This is a genomic window from Kosakonia sp. MH5 (assembly GCF_009935945.1).
GTDB classification, from domain to species: Bacteria; Pseudomonadota; Gammaproteobacteria; order Enterobacterales; family Enterobacteriaceae; genus Kosakonia; species Kosakonia radicincitans.
The window spans coordinates 21,330-41,045 of record NZ_QODH01000010.1; the positions used below are offsets into that span (position 1 = coordinate 21,330).

General features: G+C 54.6%; 16 protein-coding genes. 3 read left to right on the forward strand and 13 right to left on the reverse strand.

The genetic code is table 11. The features are described from left to right. From DK872_RS22015 to DK872_RS22025, 3 genes are read right to left on the reverse strand one after another with little or no spacing between them, the layout of a single operon-like run. Complete coding sequence (locus DK872_RS22015) at positions 1-3,102, reverse strand: multidrug efflux RND transporter permease subunit (RefSeq protein ID WP_079517493.1); 3,102 nt, start codon at positions 3,100-3,102, stop codon at positions 1-3. After that, entirely contained in the window at positions 3,099-6,296 is a 3,198-nt protein-coding gene (locus DK872_RS22020; protein WP_035888308.1) for an efflux RND transporter permease subunit, read from the reverse strand. The genes DK872_RS22015 and DK872_RS22020 overlap by 4 nt, the downstream gene beginning before the upstream one ends. Beyond that, positions 6,293-7,534, reverse strand: a complete 1,242-nt coding sequence (locus DK872_RS22025; RefSeq protein WP_161518855.1) for an efflux RND transporter periplasmic adaptor subunit — start codon at positions 7,532-7,534, stop codon at positions 6,293-6,295. Before DK872_RS22025 ends, DK872_RS22020 begins: the two co-directional genes overlap by 4 nt. 382 nt (positions 7,535-7,916) lie before the next feature. On the opposite strand from DK872_RS22025, the gene DK872_RS22030 reads away from it, so the two are divergent. The 3 genes from DK872_RS22030 to flhC all read left to right on the forward strand — a co-directional run bounded on the left by DK872_RS22030 (position 7,917) and on the right by flhC (position 12,994). After that, positions 7,917-11,546 carry a carbohydrate-binding protein gene (locus DK872_RS22030; protein WP_161518856.1) on the forward strand — a complete coding sequence of 1,210 codons (3,630 nt, stop codon included), beginning with the start codon at positions 7,917-7,919 and terminating at the stop codon, positions 11,544-11,546. A gap of 534 nt (positions 11,547-12,080) precedes the next feature. Further along, a complete protein-coding gene (flhD, locus tag DK872_RS22035) occupies positions 12,081-12,422 on the forward strand; it encodes a flagellar transcriptional regulator FlhD (protein WP_007370675.1) in 342 nt (113 codons plus the stop codon). A gap of 11 nt (positions 12,423-12,433) precedes the next feature. After that, entirely contained in the window at positions 12,434-12,994 is a 561-nt protein-coding gene (gene flhC, locus DK872_RS22040; protein ID WP_161518869.1) for a flagellar transcriptional regulator FlhC, read from the forward strand. Positions 12,995-13,092: 98 nt separating this feature from the next. Here flhC and DK872_RS22045 read toward each other — a convergent pair whose 3' ends face one another. The 10 genes from DK872_RS22045 to fliJ all read right to left on the reverse strand — a co-directional run bounded on the left by DK872_RS22045 (position 13,093) and on the right by fliJ (position 19,706). Beyond that, positions 13,093-13,686, reverse strand: a complete 594-nt coding sequence (locus DK872_RS22045; protein ID WP_007370673.1) for a helix-turn-helix transcriptional regulator — start codon at positions 13,684-13,686, stop codon at positions 13,093-13,095. Between the two features lie 80 nt (positions 13,687-13,766). Beyond that, positions 13,767-14,546 carry a flagellar biosynthetic protein FliR gene (fliR, locus tag DK872_RS22050; protein WP_071921240.1) on the reverse strand — a complete coding sequence of 260 codons (780 nt, stop codon included), beginning with the start codon at positions 14,544-14,546 and terminating at the stop codon, positions 13,767-13,769. A gap of 2 nt (positions 14,547-14,548) precedes the next feature. Beyond that, the gene (gene fliQ / locus DK872_RS22055; protein WP_071921241.1) at positions 14,549-14,815 is read right to left on the reverse strand and encodes a flagellar biosynthesis protein FliQ; all 267 of its coding nucleotides are present in this window, start codon (positions 14,813-14,815) and stop codon (positions 14,549-14,551) included. Positions 14,816-14,828: 13 nt separating this feature from the next. After that, positions 14,829-15,485 carry a flagellar type III secretion system pore protein FliP gene (fliP, locus tag DK872_RS22060; protein ID WP_369878938.1) on the reverse strand — a complete coding sequence of 219 codons (657 nt, stop codon included), beginning with the start codon at positions 15,483-15,485 and terminating at the stop codon, positions 14,829-14,831. Between the two features lie 101 nt (positions 15,486-15,586). Continuing rightward, complete coding sequence (gene fliO / locus DK872_RS22065; protein WP_071921242.1) at positions 15,587-15,982, reverse strand: flagellar biosynthetic protein FliO; 396 nt, start codon at positions 15,980-15,982, stop codon at positions 15,587-15,589. After that, positions 15,982-16,386 (reverse strand): flagellar motor switch protein FliN, encoded by a 405-nt coding sequence (fliN, locus tag DK872_RS22070; RefSeq protein WP_007370668.1) that lies wholly within the window; start codon positions 16,384-16,386, stop codon positions 15,982-15,984. Before fliN ends, fliO begins: the two co-directional genes overlap by 1 nt. A 7-nt stretch (positions 16,387-16,393) precedes the next feature. Beyond that, positions 16,394-17,398, reverse strand: a complete 1,005-nt coding sequence (gene fliM, locus DK872_RS22075; RefSeq protein ID WP_035888299.1) for a flagellar motor switch protein FliM — start codon at positions 17,396-17,398, stop codon at positions 16,394-16,396. A gap of 5 nt (positions 17,399-17,403) precedes the next feature. After that, entirely contained in the window at positions 17,404-17,907 is a 504-nt protein-coding gene (locus DK872_RS22080; RefSeq protein WP_071921244.1) for a flagellar basal body-associated FliL family protein, read from the reverse strand. A 148-nt stretch (positions 17,908-18,055) separates the two neighbouring features. Next, positions 18,056-19,258, reverse strand: coding sequence for a flagellar hook-length control protein FliK (locus DK872_RS22085; RefSeq protein WP_051644027.1), 1,203 nt, complete (start codon positions 19,256-19,258; stop codon positions 18,056-18,058). 1 nt (position 19,259) lies between these two features. Continuing rightward, complete coding sequence (gene fliJ / locus DK872_RS22090; protein ID WP_035888297.1) at positions 19,260-19,706, reverse strand: flagellar export protein FliJ; 447 nt, start codon at positions 19,704-19,706, stop codon at positions 19,260-19,262. Between the last annotated feature and the right edge of the window lie 10 nt (positions 19,707-19,716).

The window sequence follows — 19,716 nt, forward strand, 5'->3', positions numbered from 1 at the left end:
TCAGGATCCTGCATGGCGCAGACGACGCCACTGACGGCGGGTCGCGCGGCTAAGCGTATCGAGCCAGAGGTAAACCACCGGCGTCGTAAACAGCGTCAGTAGCTGGCTGAGCGCCAGACCACCGGCAATCGCCAGCCCCAGTGGGCTGCGTAAATCGGCATCACCGCCGCTGCCCAGTGCCAGCGGCAAGGCACCAAAAAAGGCGGCAAGAGTGGTCATCATGATCGGGCGAAAGCGCATCAGGCAGGCCTGCACGATCGCCTGCTGCGGCGTCATCCCCAGCCGCCTTTCGGCGTCCAGCGCGAAGTCGATCATCATGATGGCGTTCTTCTTGACGATGCCAATCAGCAGGATGATGCCGATCAGGGCGATCACCGTCAGTTGGGTATTGCTGAGCAGTAACAGCAGCAGCGCGCCAACGCCTGCCGACGGCAGCGTGGAGAGGATCGTCAGCGGATGGATGTAGCTCTCGTACAGCATGCCCAACACGATATAGATCGCCGCCAGCGCAGCGACGATCAGCCACGGCATAGTGGCCGCCAGTTCCTCATAGGCTTTCGCCGTGCCCTGGAACCCGGCCTGAATCGATGCGGGTAAACCGATTTTCGCCATCGCGGTTTTAATCAGGCTCTGCGCCTGCTCCAGCGAGACGCCATCGTTAAGGTTAAAGGCTACCGTACTGGTCGCCGACTGCCCCTGGTGCGCCACCGACAGCGGCGCATTCCCGCTGACAATCGAGACAAATGCCGCCAGCGGCACGCGGTCGCCATCGTCATTAATCACAAACAGCTCCTGCAATATCGCCGGATCGCGGGTGTAGTTATCGGCGAGCGTCATCACCACGTGGTACTGATTCAGCGTGTGATACAGAGTGGCGATCTGCCGCTGGCTGAACGCGTTATTCAGTAGGGTATCGAGCATGCTGACGTTGACGCCGAGGCGGCTGGCGCGATCGCGGTCGATCTGCAACACCACTTCCTGGCCGCCGGTTTGCGAGTCGGAATCCACGCTGTTCAGTTGCGGGATCGCCGCCAGTGCCGCCTGTACTTTTGGCGTCCACTCGCGCAGTAAATCGAGATCGTCAGCCTGCAGGCTGTACTGGTAGCTGGCGTTGGCGCTGCGCCCGCCAATGTGCAGATCCTGCGCCGCCATCAGGAACATTTGCGCACCGGGCACGTGGCTGGTTCGCCTGCTCAGCCGGTTGGCGATTTCAGTCGCGGTGGCGTCGCGCTGGCTAAAATCCTTCAGCCGGACAAAGAAGTTGGCGCTGTTGCGCGAACCGAACATGCCGCTGCCCATCGATGACATCACGCTGTCCACCGCCGGATCGGCCTCGATCATTTTGGTGAACATCTGCACTTTCGGCTCCATCGCCTGGAAGGAGATATTCTGATCGGCACGCACTGCGCCCATCAGCAGCCCGGTGTCCTGATCGGGGAAGAAACCTTTCTGCACCACGCTGTAGAGAAACACGTTGAGTATGACGGTGAGCAGCAGGCTTAACATCACCACTTTCTGGTGCTCCATCACCCACGTCAGCCGCCGCGAGTAGGCCGCCAGCAGGCGGTTGAGCTGATTTTCAATCCACTGGTACAGCGGATGACGACGTTCATTGACGGCGGGTTTAGCTTTCAGCAACCGCGAGCACAACATTGGCGTCAGGCTGAGGGAGACGAACATCGAAATCAGCAGCGCCACGCTGAGCGTCACAGCGAATTCGCGGAACAGCCGACCAATAATGCCGCCCATCAGCAGGATAGGAATAAACACCGCCACCAGCGAAACAGTCATCGACAGTACGGTGAAACTGACCTCGCGCGCGCCGCGCAGGGCCGCACGTAACGGGCTAAGCCCCTCTTCGATATGGCGGGCAATGTTCTCCAGCACAACAATGGCGTCATCAACCACAAAGCCGGTGGAGATAATCAGCGCCATCAATGAGAGGTTATCAAGGCTGTAGCCGAGCAGATACATCACCGCGCAGGTACCAATCAGCGACACCGGCAGCGCCAGCGCCGGGATCAGCACCGCCTGCGCATTGCGCAGAAAAACAAACACCACCGCGATCACCAGCAGCACGGCGATCAGCAATGTCTCTTCGGTGTCATACAGCGATTCGCGCACCGTACCTGAACGGTCGACCACCACTTTGAGCTGCGTATCTGCGGGCAGATCTTTCTCAAGCTGCGGAAGCTGCGCTTTTACCGCATCGATGGTCTCCAGCATATTCGCGCCCGCCTGGCGCTTGATGCCCAGCATCACCGACGGGCTGCCATTGAGGAAACCGGCCTGGTATTTATCTTCGATCGAGTCATAGACGTTGGCGACATCGCTCAGGCGCAGCGCTTTGCCATTCTGATAGGTAATGATCAACGAGCGGTACTGCGCGGCTTTGTCGAGCTGGCCGTTGCCATCCACCACCCAGGATTGCGTGTCGCCCTGCAACATGCCTTTCGGCAGATTGGAGGTACTGTTGGCGACAGCCTTGCGCACGGTGTCGAGCGAAATGCCGTACTGCGTCAGGCGCTGCGGTTGCAGATCGATGCGCACCGCGGGCAAGGCGCTGCCCATCAATGACACTTCCCCGACGCCTTTCACCTGCCCAATGGCCTGCTCAATTTTGCTTTCCGCCAGATCGTAGAGTTCGCCCGGCGAGCGCGTCGCAGAAGTCAGCGCCAGCATCACGATCGGCGCATCAGACGGGTTGGCTTTGCGGTACGTCGGCAGCGACTCCATGCTGCTCGGCAGCAGGCTGCGCGCGGCATTAATTGCCGCCTGCACGTCACGGGCGGCGCCGTTGATATCGCGGTCGAGATCGAACTGCAAAACAATGCTCGCCGAACCCTGAGAGCTGCTGGAGGTCATCTCGGTAATACCGGCGATCTGCCCAAGCGATCGCTCCAGCGGCGTGGCAACGGTGGCCGCCATGGTTTCCGGGCTGGCACCGGCGAGGCTGGCGCTGACCATAATGGTCGGGAAATCGACCTGCGGCAGCGGCGCGACCGGCAACAGCCGGTATCCAAGGCTACCCAGCAGCAGGATAGCCAGCGTGATCAGCAGCGTGGCGACCGGGCGGAAGATAAACAGACGCGTCAGGTTCATGATTTCGCCTGCTGCCGACGTTTTATCCAGCGGCTACCGCGCGTGGCAAGGTCATCAAACAACAAATAGATCACCGGCGTGGTAAACAGCGTCAACATCTGGCTGACCACCAGCCCGCCAACAATCACCAGCCCCAGCGGCTGGCGCAGTTCCGCGCCCGAACCGGAAGCCAACATCAGCGGCAGCGCGCCAAGCAGCGCCGCCATGGTGGTCATCATGATCGGTCGAAAGCGCAATAAACACGCCTGATGAATCGCCTCGCGCGGGCTGAGCCGCTGCTTGTATTCGGCCTCCAGCGCAAAGTCGATCATCATAATGGCGTTCTTTTTCACGATGCCGATCAGCAGGATCACGCCGATCAGCGCAATCAGGCTGAAATCGGATCCGGCCAGCATCAGCGACAGCAAACCACCCACCGCCGCCGATGGCAACGTGGAGAGGATGGTCACCGGATGGATAAAACTTTCATACAGGATGCCGAGCACCACATACATGGTGAGCAGCGCCGCGAGGATCAGCCACAGCGTATTGCTGGTAGCGCTCTGGAAGGCGTCGGTTTCCCCCTGGTAGCGCAGGGTCATGCTGGAAGGCAACTGCAACTGCTCGCTCACCGCAGCAATTGCTTTTTGCCCGTCCCCCAGCGAATAGCCGTCATTCAGATTGAACGAAATCATCGCCGCCGGGAACTGGTTCAGGCGCATATGCATCAGCGAACCGGTGCGCTGATGGATGGTGGCAATGGAGGTCAGGCGAACCATACCGCTGGTGCTGGTTGAGGTCGTACTGGTCGAGCTACTGCTGGTTGAGCTGCTGGACGACGAGGTGCTGGTCGAGCTGCTGTCTGATGACGAAGAGGCACTGCTGGTCGACGGTTGCAACCAGACATCATCAAAAGAGGCCGGTGATTGCTGATACTGCGGCGCGACTTCCAGCACCACGCGATACTGGTTCGACTGGGTAAAAATGGTCGAAACCAGCCGCTGACCAAAAGCGTTATACAGCGCCGTATCCACATCGGAAGCGGTAATGCCAAAGCGGGAGGCTTTATCGCGATCCAGCGAAACATACGCCACGCGCCCCTGCGATTGCAGGTTGCTGACCACGCCGTTAAATTCCGGGCGTTTTTGCAACGCCGCCACCATCTTCGGCACCCAGGTGAGCAGATTTTCGCTGTCGGCATCGTCAAGGGTGAACTGATACTGGCTGGGTGTCACCTGGTCGTTGACCGTCAGATCCTGCGCCTGTTGCAGATAGAGCTGAATACCCACCACCTGCTGCGCCGCCTGCTGCAACTGTTTGATCACCACCGGCGCTTTATCGCTGCGCTCAGCGAACGGTTTCAGGTTGATCTGCAACCGTCCGCTGTTGAGGCTGGTATTGTTGCCATCAATCCCAATCGTTGAAGAGAGGCTCTCCACCGACGGATTCTGCAAAATCACGTTCGCCAGCGCCTGCTGACGCTTCGCCATTTCATTGAACGATACGTCCTGCGAGGCAATGGTCACGCCCTGAATCAGCCCGGTATCCTGCACCGGGAAAAAGCTTTTCGGAATGGCGATATAGAGCACGGCGGTCAGCGCAAAGGTTGCCAGCGCCACCAGCAGCGTTAACTTGCGATGGTTAAGCACCACGGTCAGCAGACGGTCGTAGTAATGAATTAACCGATCAAACAGTTCCCCGCCCTTGCGGGAAAAACGCGACTGCTGTTCCGGCGGAATATGCCGCAGCAGATAAGCGCAAAGCATCGGCGTCAGGGTCAGCGACACCAGCATCGAAACGAGGATCGAAACCGCCAGCGTAATGGCGAATTCGCGGAACAGCCGCCCGACCACATCGCCCATAAACAGCAGCGGGATCAGCACCGCAATCAGCGAAAAGGTCAGCGAGATGATGGTAAAGCCAATCTGCTGCGAGCCTTTCAGCGCCGCCTGCATCGGCGTTTCGCCCTCCTCCAGCCGACGGGAAATGTTCTCCACCACCACAATCGCATCGTCAATGACGAAACCGGTGGCGATAGTCAGCGCCATCAGCGACAGGTTATTGAGACTGAAACCGGCGAGGTACATCACGCCAAACGTGCCCACCAGCGACAGCGGCACCGCGATGCTCGGAATGAGCGTTGCCGCCACGCTGCGCAGAAACAGGAAGGTCACCATCACCACCAGCGCGATCGACAGCATCAACTCAAACTGCACATCGCTGATGGAGTCGCGAATGGTCTGTGTGCGATCCGACAGAATGCTCATCTTCACGCCATCCGGCAGCGCCGCCTGAAGTTGCGGCAGACGCGCTTTGATGCTGTCCACCACCTGAATCACATTCGCGCCGGGCTGGCGCTGCACGCTGATGACAATCGCCGGGCTGTTATTGGCCCACGCCGACTGGAAGCTGTTTTCCGGCCCCTGCTCAATATGGGCAATGTCTTTCAGACGCAGCGCGGCGCCGTTCTGATACGTCAGAATCAGATTGCCGTACTCCTGCGCCGTACGCAGTTGGTCGTTGGCATCGATGGTGACCGAATGGTACTGGCCGTCAAAACCCCCTTTCGAGCCGTTGACGTTGCTGTCGCCGATCAGCGTATTGACGTCTTCCAGCGTCAGGCCGTGCGCCGCCAGCGCTTTCGGGTCCATCTGCACGCGAATCGCCGGTTGATGGCCGCCCGCCAGCGTCACCATACCGACGCCGGAAATCTGCGACAATTTCAGCGCCACGCGGGTGTTGACCAGATCCTGCACGCTGGTCAGCGGTAAGGTGTCCGAGCTGGCCGCCAGCGTGATGACGGCGTTATCCGCCGGGTTCACCTTTTTGTAGGTCGGCGGGTTCGGCAGGTCGCTCGGCAGCAAATTGTTGGCGGCGTTGATGGCCGCCTGCACTTCCTGCTCTGCAACGTCCAGCGACAGATCGAGCGAGAACTTCAGGGTGATGATCGACGAACCGCCGGAACTGGAGGAGGTCATCTGGCTGAGCCCCGCCATCTGCCCAAGCTGGCGCTCCAGCGGCGAAGTGACGGACGAGGCCATCACATCCGGGCTGGCGCCAGGATAAAGCGTCGTCACCTGAATCGTCGGGTAATCAACCTGCGGCAGCGCCGAGGTGGAGAGAAAACGGTAGGCGAAAATACCGCTGATCAGCACGCCGACCATTAACAGAATGGTGGCAACCGGACGTTGAATAAACAGACGTGACGGGTTCATTTCGCGCTGGCCGCCGCCGTTTTCGCCGGGCTTTCATCCACGACCGACACTTTGCTGCCCGTGCTAAGACGATCGATCCCTTCGGTTACCAGCCTGTCGCCCGGCGCAACGCCGGTGAGCACCACTTGCAGATTATTCTGCCAGGCCGGGCCGGTCGTCACCGCTTTGCGGGTAACGGTATTGTCTTTGTTGATCAGCCAGACAAAGGTGCCATCGCTGCTCAGTTGCAGCGCCTGCGATGGCACTACCGTGGCCTGTTTCAGCACGCGGGTCTGCAAGCGCAGATTGACAAACTGGTTGGCGTACAGCGCTTCGTTCTGATTGGGGAACAGCGCTTTCAGGGTAACCGTGCCGGTGCTGGTGTCGATCTGGTTGCTGATGAATTTCACCGCGCCCTCGTCCAGCACGCTGTTGTTGTCGGCATCGAAAGCGGTCGCAGGTAACGTCTGGCCGGCGTGCAGCGTTTTCGTCAGTTCAGGAATATAGCTTTGCGGCACGCTGAAGGTCACCGCCGCAGGCTGCATCTGGGTAATGATCACCAGCCCGGTGGTGCTGGAGCTTTGCACCATATTGCCCGGATCGACCAGCCGCAGGCCGACGCGCCCGCTGACCGGCGCGGTAATACGCGCGTACTCAATGTTCAGTTGCGCGCTGGCGATCTGCGCCACGTCGGACGCCACCGCACCGCGATACTGGCCGACGGTGGCGATTTGCGAATCCAGATCCTGGCGCGCCAGCGAGTCCTGCGCATACAGCTTGCGATAACGCGCCAGCGTCAGCTCTGCGCTTTGCAGCAACGCTTTGTTTTCGCTTAATTCGCCCTGGTACTGTTTCAGCGTTGCTTGGTAAGTGCGCGGATCGATCTGCGCCAGCAACTGCCCGGCTTCCACTTTTTGCCCTTCGGTGAAGAACACGTTTTCCAGTTGCCCGTCCACCCGGCTGGTGACAGTGACCGACGCGTTGGGGATCACGGTGCCAAGCGCATTCAGGTAGACCGGCACATCCGCCGCGCTTGCTGTACCGCTATGCACCAGCGTGGTTCCGGCACCCAGCCTCGCCATCGGACCACCAGATCCTCCGTGCCCGTGCGGCCCACCGCCTGGAGGGAAATCACCGCCGGGCCCTTTCCCCACAGGCAGCAGACGCCACACCACACCGGCTGCAATCAACACCAAAATCAACACTATTAGCCATTTGAGCCAGCGGGAGCCATTGCTCGGGGATACGTTCGTTTTCATTGAATTCTTCTGGTGGACGGGAAAAAAGTCGCTGCTACCCGGCCAGGGAAAAACCTGTCGCCGGTTATGCCCGGTTAAACTCACATGAAATTATGAAGATAATTACTTTGGCGATATTTCAATTTATTTCAATATAATTCAAATAAATAACACCAAGGAAATAAATCAAATTTAATAATATTAAACAGTTCTTTTCATGCCCCTGACAAAAATACAGAATGCTCTCACAGACAAATAAAAATATCTCAGCCGGGTCGACAGATTCTTTACCCGCAGCTCCATAACCCTACCACTATCGAAGCTATTTCCCATATTCAGACGTTTATCCCCTCCGAATAATACTCCCGCATCGGGAAAACATAATTTATGGACAATTTGAGCAATGAAAATTAAATCATTGGCGTTACTGATCTGCGCAGTACTCCCCTCTTTCTCTGCGCTGGCGGAAAATATTCCGGTTATTCAGATCGCTTGGAAAGGCAATACTTACCCGGCCATTATGGTCAAAATGAAGGCCGCCTCCGGCCTCACTCGTCAGCAACTGCCCGCGCTGTTAGCGCTCGGCGATTCGTCTCTTAGCGTTAACGCGGCATTTAAGCACGCCACCGCACGCGGGACAGAAATAAGTGAGTTGCAGGCGCTGGATGCGAAGTACGGTTTTGACCGCTACCTGCGCATTGCCATTCCGGACGAACGCAAACGTGATATCGCGTATATCAACGGCATCGTCGAAGAGCTAAAACAAAATGCCAACGTTGAAGTGGTTTATCCGGAAGCGGAACTGATACCGCACGAAGATGCGGTAAAGACAGGGCGCGCCGCGAAGCAACTGAAAGTTATCGATTATCGCTCGTTGCAGTATTACACCAAAGGACCACATGACTCTTCCCCCTCCTACAGCCTCGGCGGCGTGAACCGCGACAGCGTAAATCAGTTTGAAGGTCATGAGGGTGCCAACGTCACGATCTTGTCCCATGAGCTGGGCATGTGGAACCAGAACCATATTAACCTGCCCAAAGCGGCCTTTATTCTGGGTACACCGAATAACAACCAGGCGATGACGGACCATGACACCGCATCGGTGGGCATCATGGCAGCGACGGATATCGGTGCGGGCGTGAAGGGCCTGGCCTGGAATACGCGCATGGCGTACGCCGCAGCGGGCAGCGATCAACTCTATAACGCCATTCCGCGTCTGCAAGCCGGGGACGTGGTGCAGATTGGTTTTGAGATTGCCGGTGGTCAGCAGGTTGGCTGTGCCGACGTGTGCGCTCTGCCGCTCGAAAGCCAGCAGGCGTACTTTGATGTGCTGAAAGCGCTGACCGACAAAGGCGTACACGTGATTGAAGCCGCTGCCAATGGCAATATTGACCTCGATAACAGCGCCTTCGGCGGCCTTTTCGATCTCAAAAAACGCGATTCCGGCGCCATTCTTGCGGGCGCAATCAACCCGGTAGACAGCATGCGCGCCAGCTTCAGTAACTACGGCAGCCGTGTCACCAGCGCAAGCTGGGGTTTATATGTCACCAGTACCGGCTATGGTGATCTCGCCAGACCGAATGCCAACGAAACCTATACCTGGCAGTTCAACGGTACCTCGTCGGCTAACCCGATTATCGCCGGGGCCGTTGCCAGCCTCTCCAGTATCGCCAAAGCGCACGGCAAAACCGTTACCCCACGCCAGATGCGAGACATCATTCATGACACGGGCACTCCGCTTGCGGGTAATACCTCCACGCTTATCGGTACCCAACCGGATATGGGCAGAGCGGTCGAGAAGATCCTTGAGCTGGACGGCGAAGTCATCTCCGATGAAGCGCCGGTTATCAGCGTCGATCGCGCCACCATCAATACCGTTGCCACCAGCACAAACTGGAGCTATCCGGTGACCGCCAGCAGCGATCAGGCCAACGTCTCCTGGGAGTGGAAATTCATTTCCGGCGACAGCAGCATCCGCCTGAGCAATACCAGCAGCGACAGCACCTCGATTATCGTCCCGGGCAACGTGGGCGATACTCAGGCGCGTTTCCAGGTGACGGCGACCAACGGCAGCGGTAAATCCTCCACCACCGACGTCACGATCGTTGTTACACAACCGACGGTGGTTATCGTCGGCGTGGACAGCATGGACACCAACAGCCCGGCCAGAATGTTCGCTCAGGCAAACTTTGAGCAGGCAAGCTATGCCTGGCAGTTGCTGAAAAATGGCCAGCCAGTGACTGGCGGCATCGATCAGAACGGCCAGATCAAAGCCGGTCTGCCTGCGGGCAACTATGTGGCAGAAGTGACGGCCACCAATACCGCGCAGGGCACGCGCACGGCCACCACCCGCCACAGTATTAATGTGACCGGTGAAGCGGTACAGAACAACGATGCCGCCTTCATTCAGGCATTGCAGATGGCGATTTCCGCCACCGATAACGAACGCAGCGTGACCTTCAACGGCAACGTCACTTCCACACAAGCGGCGACCAGCACGCCGTCTTATCACTGGGCGCTGCCAGCGGGCGCACAGGGCAGCACTGACGGCCTGCCTTCCCAGCGTTTCACCATCACCAAAACCAGCCAGCCGCAAACGCTGACGGTGAACGTCACGGTGAACGCCGGTACCGAATCCCGCGTGCTGGCGCAGACGCTTACCGTTCCGGCGCTGACCAGCAACGACGGCGAAAACGACAAAGCACCGGTCCTCAACGTCGATCGTCGCATTATCAACACCGTTGCCAGCAATATGGCCTGGAGCTACCCGGTTGTTGCCAGCAGCGATCAGACCAACGTCGCCTGGGAGTGGAAATTCATTTCCGGTAACAGCAACATTCGCCTCGGCGGTAGCACCAGCGACCGTACCATCATCTCTGTACCGGCGAATGTGGGCGACACTCAGGCGCGCTTCCAGGTGACGGCCACCAACAGCAATGGCAAAGCCACTTCCACAGAAGTGGTCATCGTGGTGGCGAAACCGGCAGTCGTCATTGCCGGTGTGAAAAGCATGGATACCACCAGCCCGGCGAAACTGTATACCCAGGCGAACTTCGAGCAGGCAGGCTATGCCTGGCGTCTGCTGAAGGGCGGCCAGGTGGTCAGCAACGGCATCGATCAGAGCGGCCAGATCCAGTCTGGACTGACAGCTGGTGACTATGTGGCTGAAGTGACCGCCACCAACACCGCGCAGGGCACCCGTACCGCCACCGCGACACACACGATCAAAGTGATCGGTGAAACCGTGCAGAACAACGACGCCGCGTTTATTAACGCGCTGCAAATGGCGTTCTCCACTACCGATAACGGCGACAGCGTGACCTTCAACGGCAACGTTACTTCCGCACAAGCTGCAACCAGCGCGCCAACCTATAACTGGTCGCTGCCAGCAGGTGCGCAGGGCGGCAGCAATGGCCTCGCGTCCCAGCGCTTTACCGTCGCCAAAACCAGCCAGCCGCAAACCCTGGCGGTGAATGTCACGGTGAAAGCCGGAACACAATCCCGCGTGCTGACGAAGACCATCACCGTTCCGGCGAAAGAAGTGACGAACACCGATGCCGCGTTTATTAACGCGCTGCAAATGACGCTCTCCTCCACCGACAACGACGACAGCGTGACCTTCAGCGGCAACGTTACTTCCGCACAAGCAGCAACCAGCGCGCCAACCTACAACTGGTCGCTGCCAGCAGGCGCGCAGGGCGGCAGCAATGGCCTCGCGTCCCAGCGCTTTACCATCGCCAAAACCAGCCAGCCGCAAACCCTGGCGGTGAATGTCACGGTGAAAGCCGGAACGCAATCCCGCGTGCTGACGAAGACCATCACCGTTGCGGCGCAGGCCAGCAATGATGACGGCGGCTATCCGCAGTGGGCCTTCGGCACCGCGTATAAAGCCGGTGATGTGGTGACGCACAAAGGCAAAAACTTTGAGTGCGTTGTTGCAGGCTGGTGTTCTCAGGCCGGTGAGTTTTCTCAGCTGCATTATGAGCCGGGCGTCGGTCTGAACTGGGGAATGGCGTGGAAACTCTCTAACTAAGTCATCTGGTTATCAAAGGCGATGATATCCGTCATCGCCTTTTTTATGCATTTTGTTAATACCGCGCAACATCTGAATTTATATTCAGCCAATAAGTAACAGCCTATTAAAATTCATTAACATTTATCCTGTAACTTCATTTACGCAAACACATCAAATAGATAAGAATGTATTTCCTTATCATTTAGCGCCGCTAAATTATTAATATCAAGAATATTCACCAAATAAATGCATCCTGTTGAAAAAGAGAAGAAAACTGCCGCCACCATCTATTTAAACTAACGAAATGCCTACTTTTTTACTTTCAATTGTATTGTTAGCCGACTTTCTTTTGTGTATCCTTATTTTCGTCTTAAGAATACTCCCTTAAGAAACTACTCAATAAGCGCACTATGATGCGCCGTAGTATGAAGTTCATTTATTATTAAATTGTTATTTGTTTTTTATTGTCGAAATAAGTGGTTGCTCGCTTTTATTAAATTAAGAAAAACATCGTTAACAGATTGTTGACATGTTGTTCTCAGGAGCAAACACATGCACGAACAAAATATGAATGAGCAAATGCAGTCTATTGAGGATCTGAACCTGTCCTATCTGTTACTGGCACAGCGTCTGATTCGCGAAGATAACATTGCGGCAGGTTTTCACCTTGGGTTGAACGAAACCACGATGGAAACCATCAAGGGGTTATCTCTTCCGCAGCTCATTAAATTGTCATCAACCGGTCAGTTAATTAGCCGACTGCGTATTGATGACGAAGCACTGATTGCTTGTTTGACAAAAGAATCCCGTATCGATGCGCTTCAGCGTTTTCATACTGGCATTATTTTATCGAGCAATTTGCTTTCTGAAGACAACGAAAGCAAAGCCGCATGAGGGATGACATGATGTGTGATAAAAGCATTATGTCTGAAATCAGGGACGCGCAAATCGCCATTGAGTTAATTACTTTTGGCGCCAGAATGCAGGTTCTGGAGAGCGAAACTGGCCTCAGTCGTCGCAAGCTGTTGAAACTTTATAAAGAACTGAAAAGCTGTTCACCCTCAAAAGGTATGTTGCCGTTCTCTGCGGACTGGTATATGGCCTGGGAACAGAATATTCATTCTTCTATTTTTTATAATATTTATTGTTTCATCAAAAAATCTGTATCTGGTCGCCCGGTAGAACTGATGCTGAAAGCATACCGTATTTATCTGGCGCAAGGTTTAGCGGATGCAGAGGAAAAGCCGGTACTGGATCTCACGCGGGCGTGGACACTCTTACGGTTTATTGATAACGGCATGATAAAACAGACCGAATGCAGCGAATGCAGCGAATGCAGCGAATGCAAAGGGAAATTTATCACCACGCCAGAACATATGTTTAACGGTTTTACCTGTAGCTTATGTGTTCCGCCATCGCGGGCCATGAAAAAAAGCGACAGATTAAATCAGTCAGCTTCTGCGTGAGTTTGTCGGGATAAATATTAATACCGTGCTTGAAACGTTTTCGGCGGCCTCGCATATTCAGGAAAATCCTGAAAATGCGAGGCCGTCGCGTTTTATCGTTATTCGGTAAACATACCGCGATAATAGGTAGGACAAATATTCAGGCGCATCAGAATATCACGTCGGTGAACATAAGCCGTTTTCAGGCTGATCCCCAGAGAGTCAGAAACCTGCTGCGCGCTCGCGCCACAGGCCAGCATACGAAGCACTTCGCGCTGACGCAGCGTAAGCAGCGGCGTAGTAGTGGTTCTGCGTTGAGGAAGCCTGTTTTTTCTCGCCAGGTGGCTTGCCAGAAACTCAAAGATTTCCGTCATTGATGCATTCAGTCCCATTACCGGAATCTCCGGAAATAATGCGGACAAGAGTGAATTACCGCTATCCCCTAATAACACACAGGGTAAATTTGCATTTTCCTTGCGCATATTATCAAACAGATGCGACATATCCCCGACGTTGGTTGCATCTGTCGCAATCCCTACCACCAGCCGTAGTCTGTTATTTTTCACCTGACGCATCTCCTCCGCGCGGCGAATATGGTAGACCTTCAAACTGGGTCGATAGAGTTTAATTAACTTGATAAGACCTGATGCAGCAAAAATATCCCCACTGTGAACCAACACATGTGCAGCTGCTAATGATAATTTTCCGTTCATAGCTCCCGGGCCTGTTTTTACGTCACCTCATGTGAACGCAGGTTGTCAAAAAAACGCAGGGCTCATTGTTCCTGCGTGTGTTAACCGAACCCTTTCAGAATGATGAAAAGAGTGTCGAAAATGCCCGCCATCATGTTTTCAAAAAAGGGGGCAAGCGTGTACATCACCAGCGACATGGCGACCATGCCGACAGTCAGCGAGACGGGAAAACCGACGATAAAAATAGAAAGTTGCGGTGTCAGACGGTTCAGCAACCCCAGCGTGAGGTTGAGGCACAGCAGCAAAGTAATGACCGGCAGACCGAGCATAAAACCGTACTGAAAGATCATGCGACCCTCGCGGACGATCTCCATCATTCCCTTAGCGCCCATCGGCGCGGCACTGACCGGGAACGCATTGAAGCTGCTCGCCACCACTTCCAGCAGATAGAGGTGACCATTGAAAACGAGGAACAGCAGCGTCACGCACAGGTTCAGCAGGCGGGCCACCACCGGCATATTGGTACCGCCGCTCGGGTCGTAGACCATCGCCATCGACAGCCCCATTTGCATACCGACCAACTCACCGGCGTGACGTACCGCGACAAAAATCAACTGTACGGAGAAGCCAATCGCGATGCCGATGATCAGTTGCTGGCAACCAGCCATCAGGCCATCCAGCGAGGCAATCGCAATGCCTGTATCGGGTAACTGCGGCGCAATTAAGAAGGTTGAAACCAGCGCCAGCGCAATTTTGATGCGCGCATTGATCTGTTTTTCACTGAAAATCGGCGCGGTGCCCAGGAGCGCGAGAATGCGCAGGCACGGCCAAAAGTAATGATTTACATACGGATACAGGCTGGCCAGAGAGAGCGTAAGCATTGTTAACGAAGGCTGGCAAGCGAGCTAAACAAACCGTGCATATAATCCACCAGCGTCGCCAGCATCCACGGCCCACAGGCAATCAGCACCACAATAATCGTCAGGATCTTGGGAATAAACGACAGGGTCATTTCGTTGATCTGTGTCGACGCCTGCAAAATACTGACAATCAGACCCGCAGCCAGTGCGGCTAACAATAAAGGCGCAGCAATCAGCAGCCCAACTTTGGTGGCCTGAAACGCCAACGACATTACACTTTCCGGAGTCATTCTCTTCTCTCACTTAGCGGAAAAAACTGTCTGCCAGCGAACCGATAATCAGTTGCCACCCATCCACCAGCACAAACAACATCAGCTTGAACGGCAGAGAAATTGTCGCCGGGGGAACCATCATCATTCCCAGCGCCATCAAAATACTTGCTACCACCAGATCGATAATCAGGAACGGGATGAACATTGTGAAACCAATCTGGAAGCCAGTTTTCAGTTCGCTGGTCACGAACGCGGGCACCAGAATGCTCATCGGAACATCCTCTGGCGTATTAAATTCAGCGGCTTTCGCAATACGGGAAAAGAGCGCTAAATCCGTTTCACGGGTCTGTTTGAGCATAAAGGCGCGCAGCGGCTGCGACCCTTTCTGTAATGCCACTTCCATGGAAATTTTGTCCTGCGACAGCGGCAACCAGGCTTCGTCATAGATGCGGTTAGCAACCGGCGACATCACGAAAAAAGTCAGGAACAGCGCCAGCCCCAGCAGCACCTGGTTAGGCGGCGTACTGGCAGTACCGAGTGCGTTGCGCAGCAGACCGAGCACAATCACGATGCGGGTGAACCCGGTCATCATCAGCAACACCGCAGGTAAAAACGTCAGCGAGGTCATTAACACCAGCGTTTGCACCGGCAGAGACCAGCTTTCGCCATTCGCGGAATGGGTAAGCATGATGTCGTTATTTGCCGCCCAGGCGAAGTGCGCTGGCAGCAGGATCCCTGCCAGCACGGCACCGAGGCCAATCATTCTGGATGTCAGACGAGAGACGTTTTTCATGACTGGCTCCTGGCGGCGCGCTGTTTAAAACACCGGAGCAAAGAGGCCTGAAAATCAGAAACCACCGGCATGGCCGTGCTGCACTCCTGCTTTTCCATCGTCATCAGAGGCGTGATGCTTTGTTGCGTCACCCCCAGCAACAGCCATTTATCATCAACCTCAACCACCACCAGCCGCTCACGCGAACCGATACTCTGGCTGTGTTTCACTGCCAGCAGGTTATGGCCTTTAGCGACGCGAGAAACCACGCCAGTGCGACGGAGGATCCACGCAACCGCCACAATCATCACCAGCACCAGCGCCAGTGAGCCAACGATATTTCCCATGGAAATCGGGAAGGTCGCCGCTTCTGTGGTATGCGGCGCAACAGTATTCAGCGTCCCGGTATTCATTATCTGCTCAGCCGATGCATGCGCTCAGAAGGGGTAATAATGTCGGTAATACGAATCCCGAATTTATCGGAAACGACAACCACCTCGCCCTGAGCAATTAAATAACCATTAATCAAAATATCGAGCGGCTCACCCGCCAGGCCTTCCAGAGAAACAATGGAACCTGGGCTAAGTCTTAACAGCTCTTTAATTGTCATTTTCGTGCGCCCGAGTTCCACGGTCATTTTCACCGGGATATCAAGCACCAGATTTAAATCGTCAGTAAAATTCACCACAACATCTTCTTTTTCTGCAGATTGCATGGCCGTACCGTTTTCTGCGGTCAACTGTTCACTCATCGCGTCGCCCCAAAGATCGTCAAGTGATGATTTTTTTGCACCAGCAGATTGTTCAATATCGCTCATGTGACGATCACTCCTTCTTAAACGCTGATAATGTTGAATCCATCAGAGATTCGACCCGGATGGCATATTGATTATTGGCAAAGCCATATTTACCTGACATAACAGGCACATCATTAACAAAACCACCGACATCTTCTGGTTTATCCAGAGGAATAATATCTTGTGGTTTCAGACTCATAATTCTGGAAAGACGAGTCGAAATTTCGGCGAATTTCACCACCAGTTCCAGTTCGGTATCCCGAACCTGCGTTGCCAGTGAACTGCGCCACTGATTATTTTCCTGCTGCGAATTTTCCAGCGGCGGATTGGTTAATAATTCGCGCAGCGGCTCAATAATGCTGAACGGCATACAAATTTGTAATTCACCACTGTGCGAACCAATATCAACATGAAAAGGTGTGGTAACCACAATATCATTCGGTGAAGAGGTAATATTGGTAAACTTCACCTGCAATTCCGAACGCACATATTCCGTTTTGATTTTGTAAATCGAACGCCAGGCGTAATCGTACGCTTCCTGAGCCATCGCCAGCATGCGCTGGATAATGCGCTGTTCTGTCGGCGTAAATTCGCGACCATCGGCTTTAGTCGGGAAACGGCCATCGCCGCCAAACAGGTTATCCACCGCCATGAACACGAGGTTCGGCGAGAAGACAAACAGTGCCGTACCGCGCAGCGGATGCATGTTCATCAGATTCAGGTTGGTCATTACCGGCAAATTACGTGCAAACTCATGGTAAGGCTGAATCTTGATATTACCGACGGTGACATCCGGGCCACGACGGAGGATGTTAAATAACCCGATACGAAACTGGCGGGCAAATCGTTCGTTAATAATCTCTAATGAGTGCAGACGTTCACGAATAACACGGCGCTGCGTATTAGGATCATAAGGTTTAATATTATCGGCTGCGGTTAATGATGACATAGCCTCGATGCTACTGTTGCCAGCATTAGGGCCACCATTCAGCAGGTTATCAATTTCATCCTGAGATAAAAGGCTATCAGACATAATCACTACCGTAAGATAAATGCATTAAACAATACGCTTTTTACCATCACGCGTTTTTTTCCTGACAGTGGTTCACTCACCACAGCCATTATTTTTTCAGAAAGTTTTTTCTTTGCGTCATCGCTGATAAGATCTTCGGCTGACTGTTGAGAAAAAAGCACCAGCAAACGACTACGTACATCCGGAAGGTTTTCAACGAGAATGGCTTTCGATTTATCGTCCTGCAAGCGCAAGGTCAAACCAATATACAGAACACGATCGTCGCCATGGCTATCTGGTTTCAGGCTGACGGTAAAAGCTTCGAGATCTTCATACACCGGAACAATATTCTCTTCGTGTGCCGCAGATTCATTTGGGCCTTTCATATTGGCGATCTGTGAATTCAGCTTTTTAATTTCAATATAAGAATATGTCGCAACCGCACAGATACCAACGGCAATTAATAAGGTGAGCAGAGTCAGCAGCAGAGAACGCTTCCCGCTGTTAGCAGATAATTTCTTTTTCGACATTTAATGATTAGCTCTGTAAAAAATAAATCAAGATTCAGCAATTTGCCGGACTTGATGGGATGCGAATATAGTAATACAGCACCCACCAAGTACAATTCATTGATAAGCTGAAATTATTGCCAGTAACTTACTATTTAAGGCAATAATATCAGGCAAAAGTATTGATTCCGCTGGAATATATCAGCGTACGCGGTGTTGAAATGCGCTCTTCCGGCGCGGAAATGGCCATTTCGGACGACTCTTTCTCAGACTTTCCTTGCCCGGAATGCTCACCCGATGGCGCATCGCCGGTCGAGGAGAAACTTTCGGCGCCAACGCTGCTCTGCCCAAGCTGGATGCCGGATTCCTGCAGTTGCGTGCGCAGATGCGGCATCGCGGACTCCAGCGCGGCACGTACCTGATGATCGCCGGTAACAAAGTGCAGTTGCGCCTGATCGTTATTTAAACGCAGGCTAATCTGCAACGATCCCAGATCCTCAGGATGCAGACGCAGCTCCGCATGATGAACGCCATCACGGGTGAACACCGCAATCTGCTGGCCCAGCGATTGCTGCCAGGCGGGCGTTCCCACTTCAGCTTGCAGCGCGCCGGTAACCACTTTGTCGCCCGGCATCGCCGTCACCGGTTGGCTGACAGGCGTACTGATGTGGGCGGGATGCGCGTACTGAATCGGCTCCGCCGTTAAGGCAGAGTGCGGTTTCGCGGCGACATTTTCGCTGGTGACAACCGGCTGTGCGGCGGCCTCAGCGGTTTTCGCCGCCTCTGCGCTCTCCGCCGTTACCGGTTTCTCAACCGGCACCTCAGCCGTTTTTGCGGCTGCCGGTTTGGCAATGTGCAGCGTCGTCGCCAGCGGCGACATGCCGCTCTCCTGCGGTGGAAGTTTCGGCAGTGCGTCGCTCAGCAACGTGGCACTGCTTTGTGGGATATCCGCCGACATCTCACCGCTCAGCTCACTGCCCGGTGCTGCGGCGACCAGTGCTGCAGAATCCTGCACGGCTGAAATCTCTTGCTGGCCCGCTTGCAGGGCAGGCTCCTGAGGCAACAGTTCCTGCGGCAGTGTCACCGGCACCACTGGCGGTAACGGCAACGTGTTATCCGGCGCGATCGCAGCCGGTAACGGATTCAGTTGCGCGGCGTCGCCCTGCAAATCCGCCAGTTGCAACTCTTTTGTCGCGGGTTTCTTTTTGATCCCTTGCGGCAGGGGATCTTTTTCATCTCTCTGTTGCGGTTTATCAGCGGAGAGCTTCTTTTTCAGCTCCGTCGAGAAGCGATCATCCTGCGGGGCAGAAATCGACGCCGTTTGTTGTCCATTATTCCCGCTGGTGGAGGTCACAGGTTGTTGAATAATCATCTTATAACTGCCTCTGGCTGGCTGCCCGGCGAGCAAATTCATCCATCATTTTTTGCTCCAGCCGGTTCTCTTTTAATAATTGCTGCTCGTCGGCACGATCTTTCAGTGTCTGGAACGCATTCAAACGCCGCTTATCCTGTTTCCAGGCATCTTTCTCACTGTCAACCTTGTGCTGGCTGACGGAAACGCGTCTCACCTGCAGCGCCACAACGCCATCCAGCGAAGCGAGAAAATTCTGCTGCGTCTGCAAGCTGAGAATCGAAACACTGCTGGTGCGAATCGAATCCTGCAACTGCTGACGGTATTCGTGCGCGTAGGTGTGAAGCTGCTCCAGGCGAGAAGTTTCCTGTACATAACTCTGCTGCGCGCTGCCCAGCCTGATTGCCGTGTCATTGAGCTTTTTTTCTGCTAACTCACGGAGGTGATCCATCGGACCCGGTTTTGCCATTCGTTCCTGC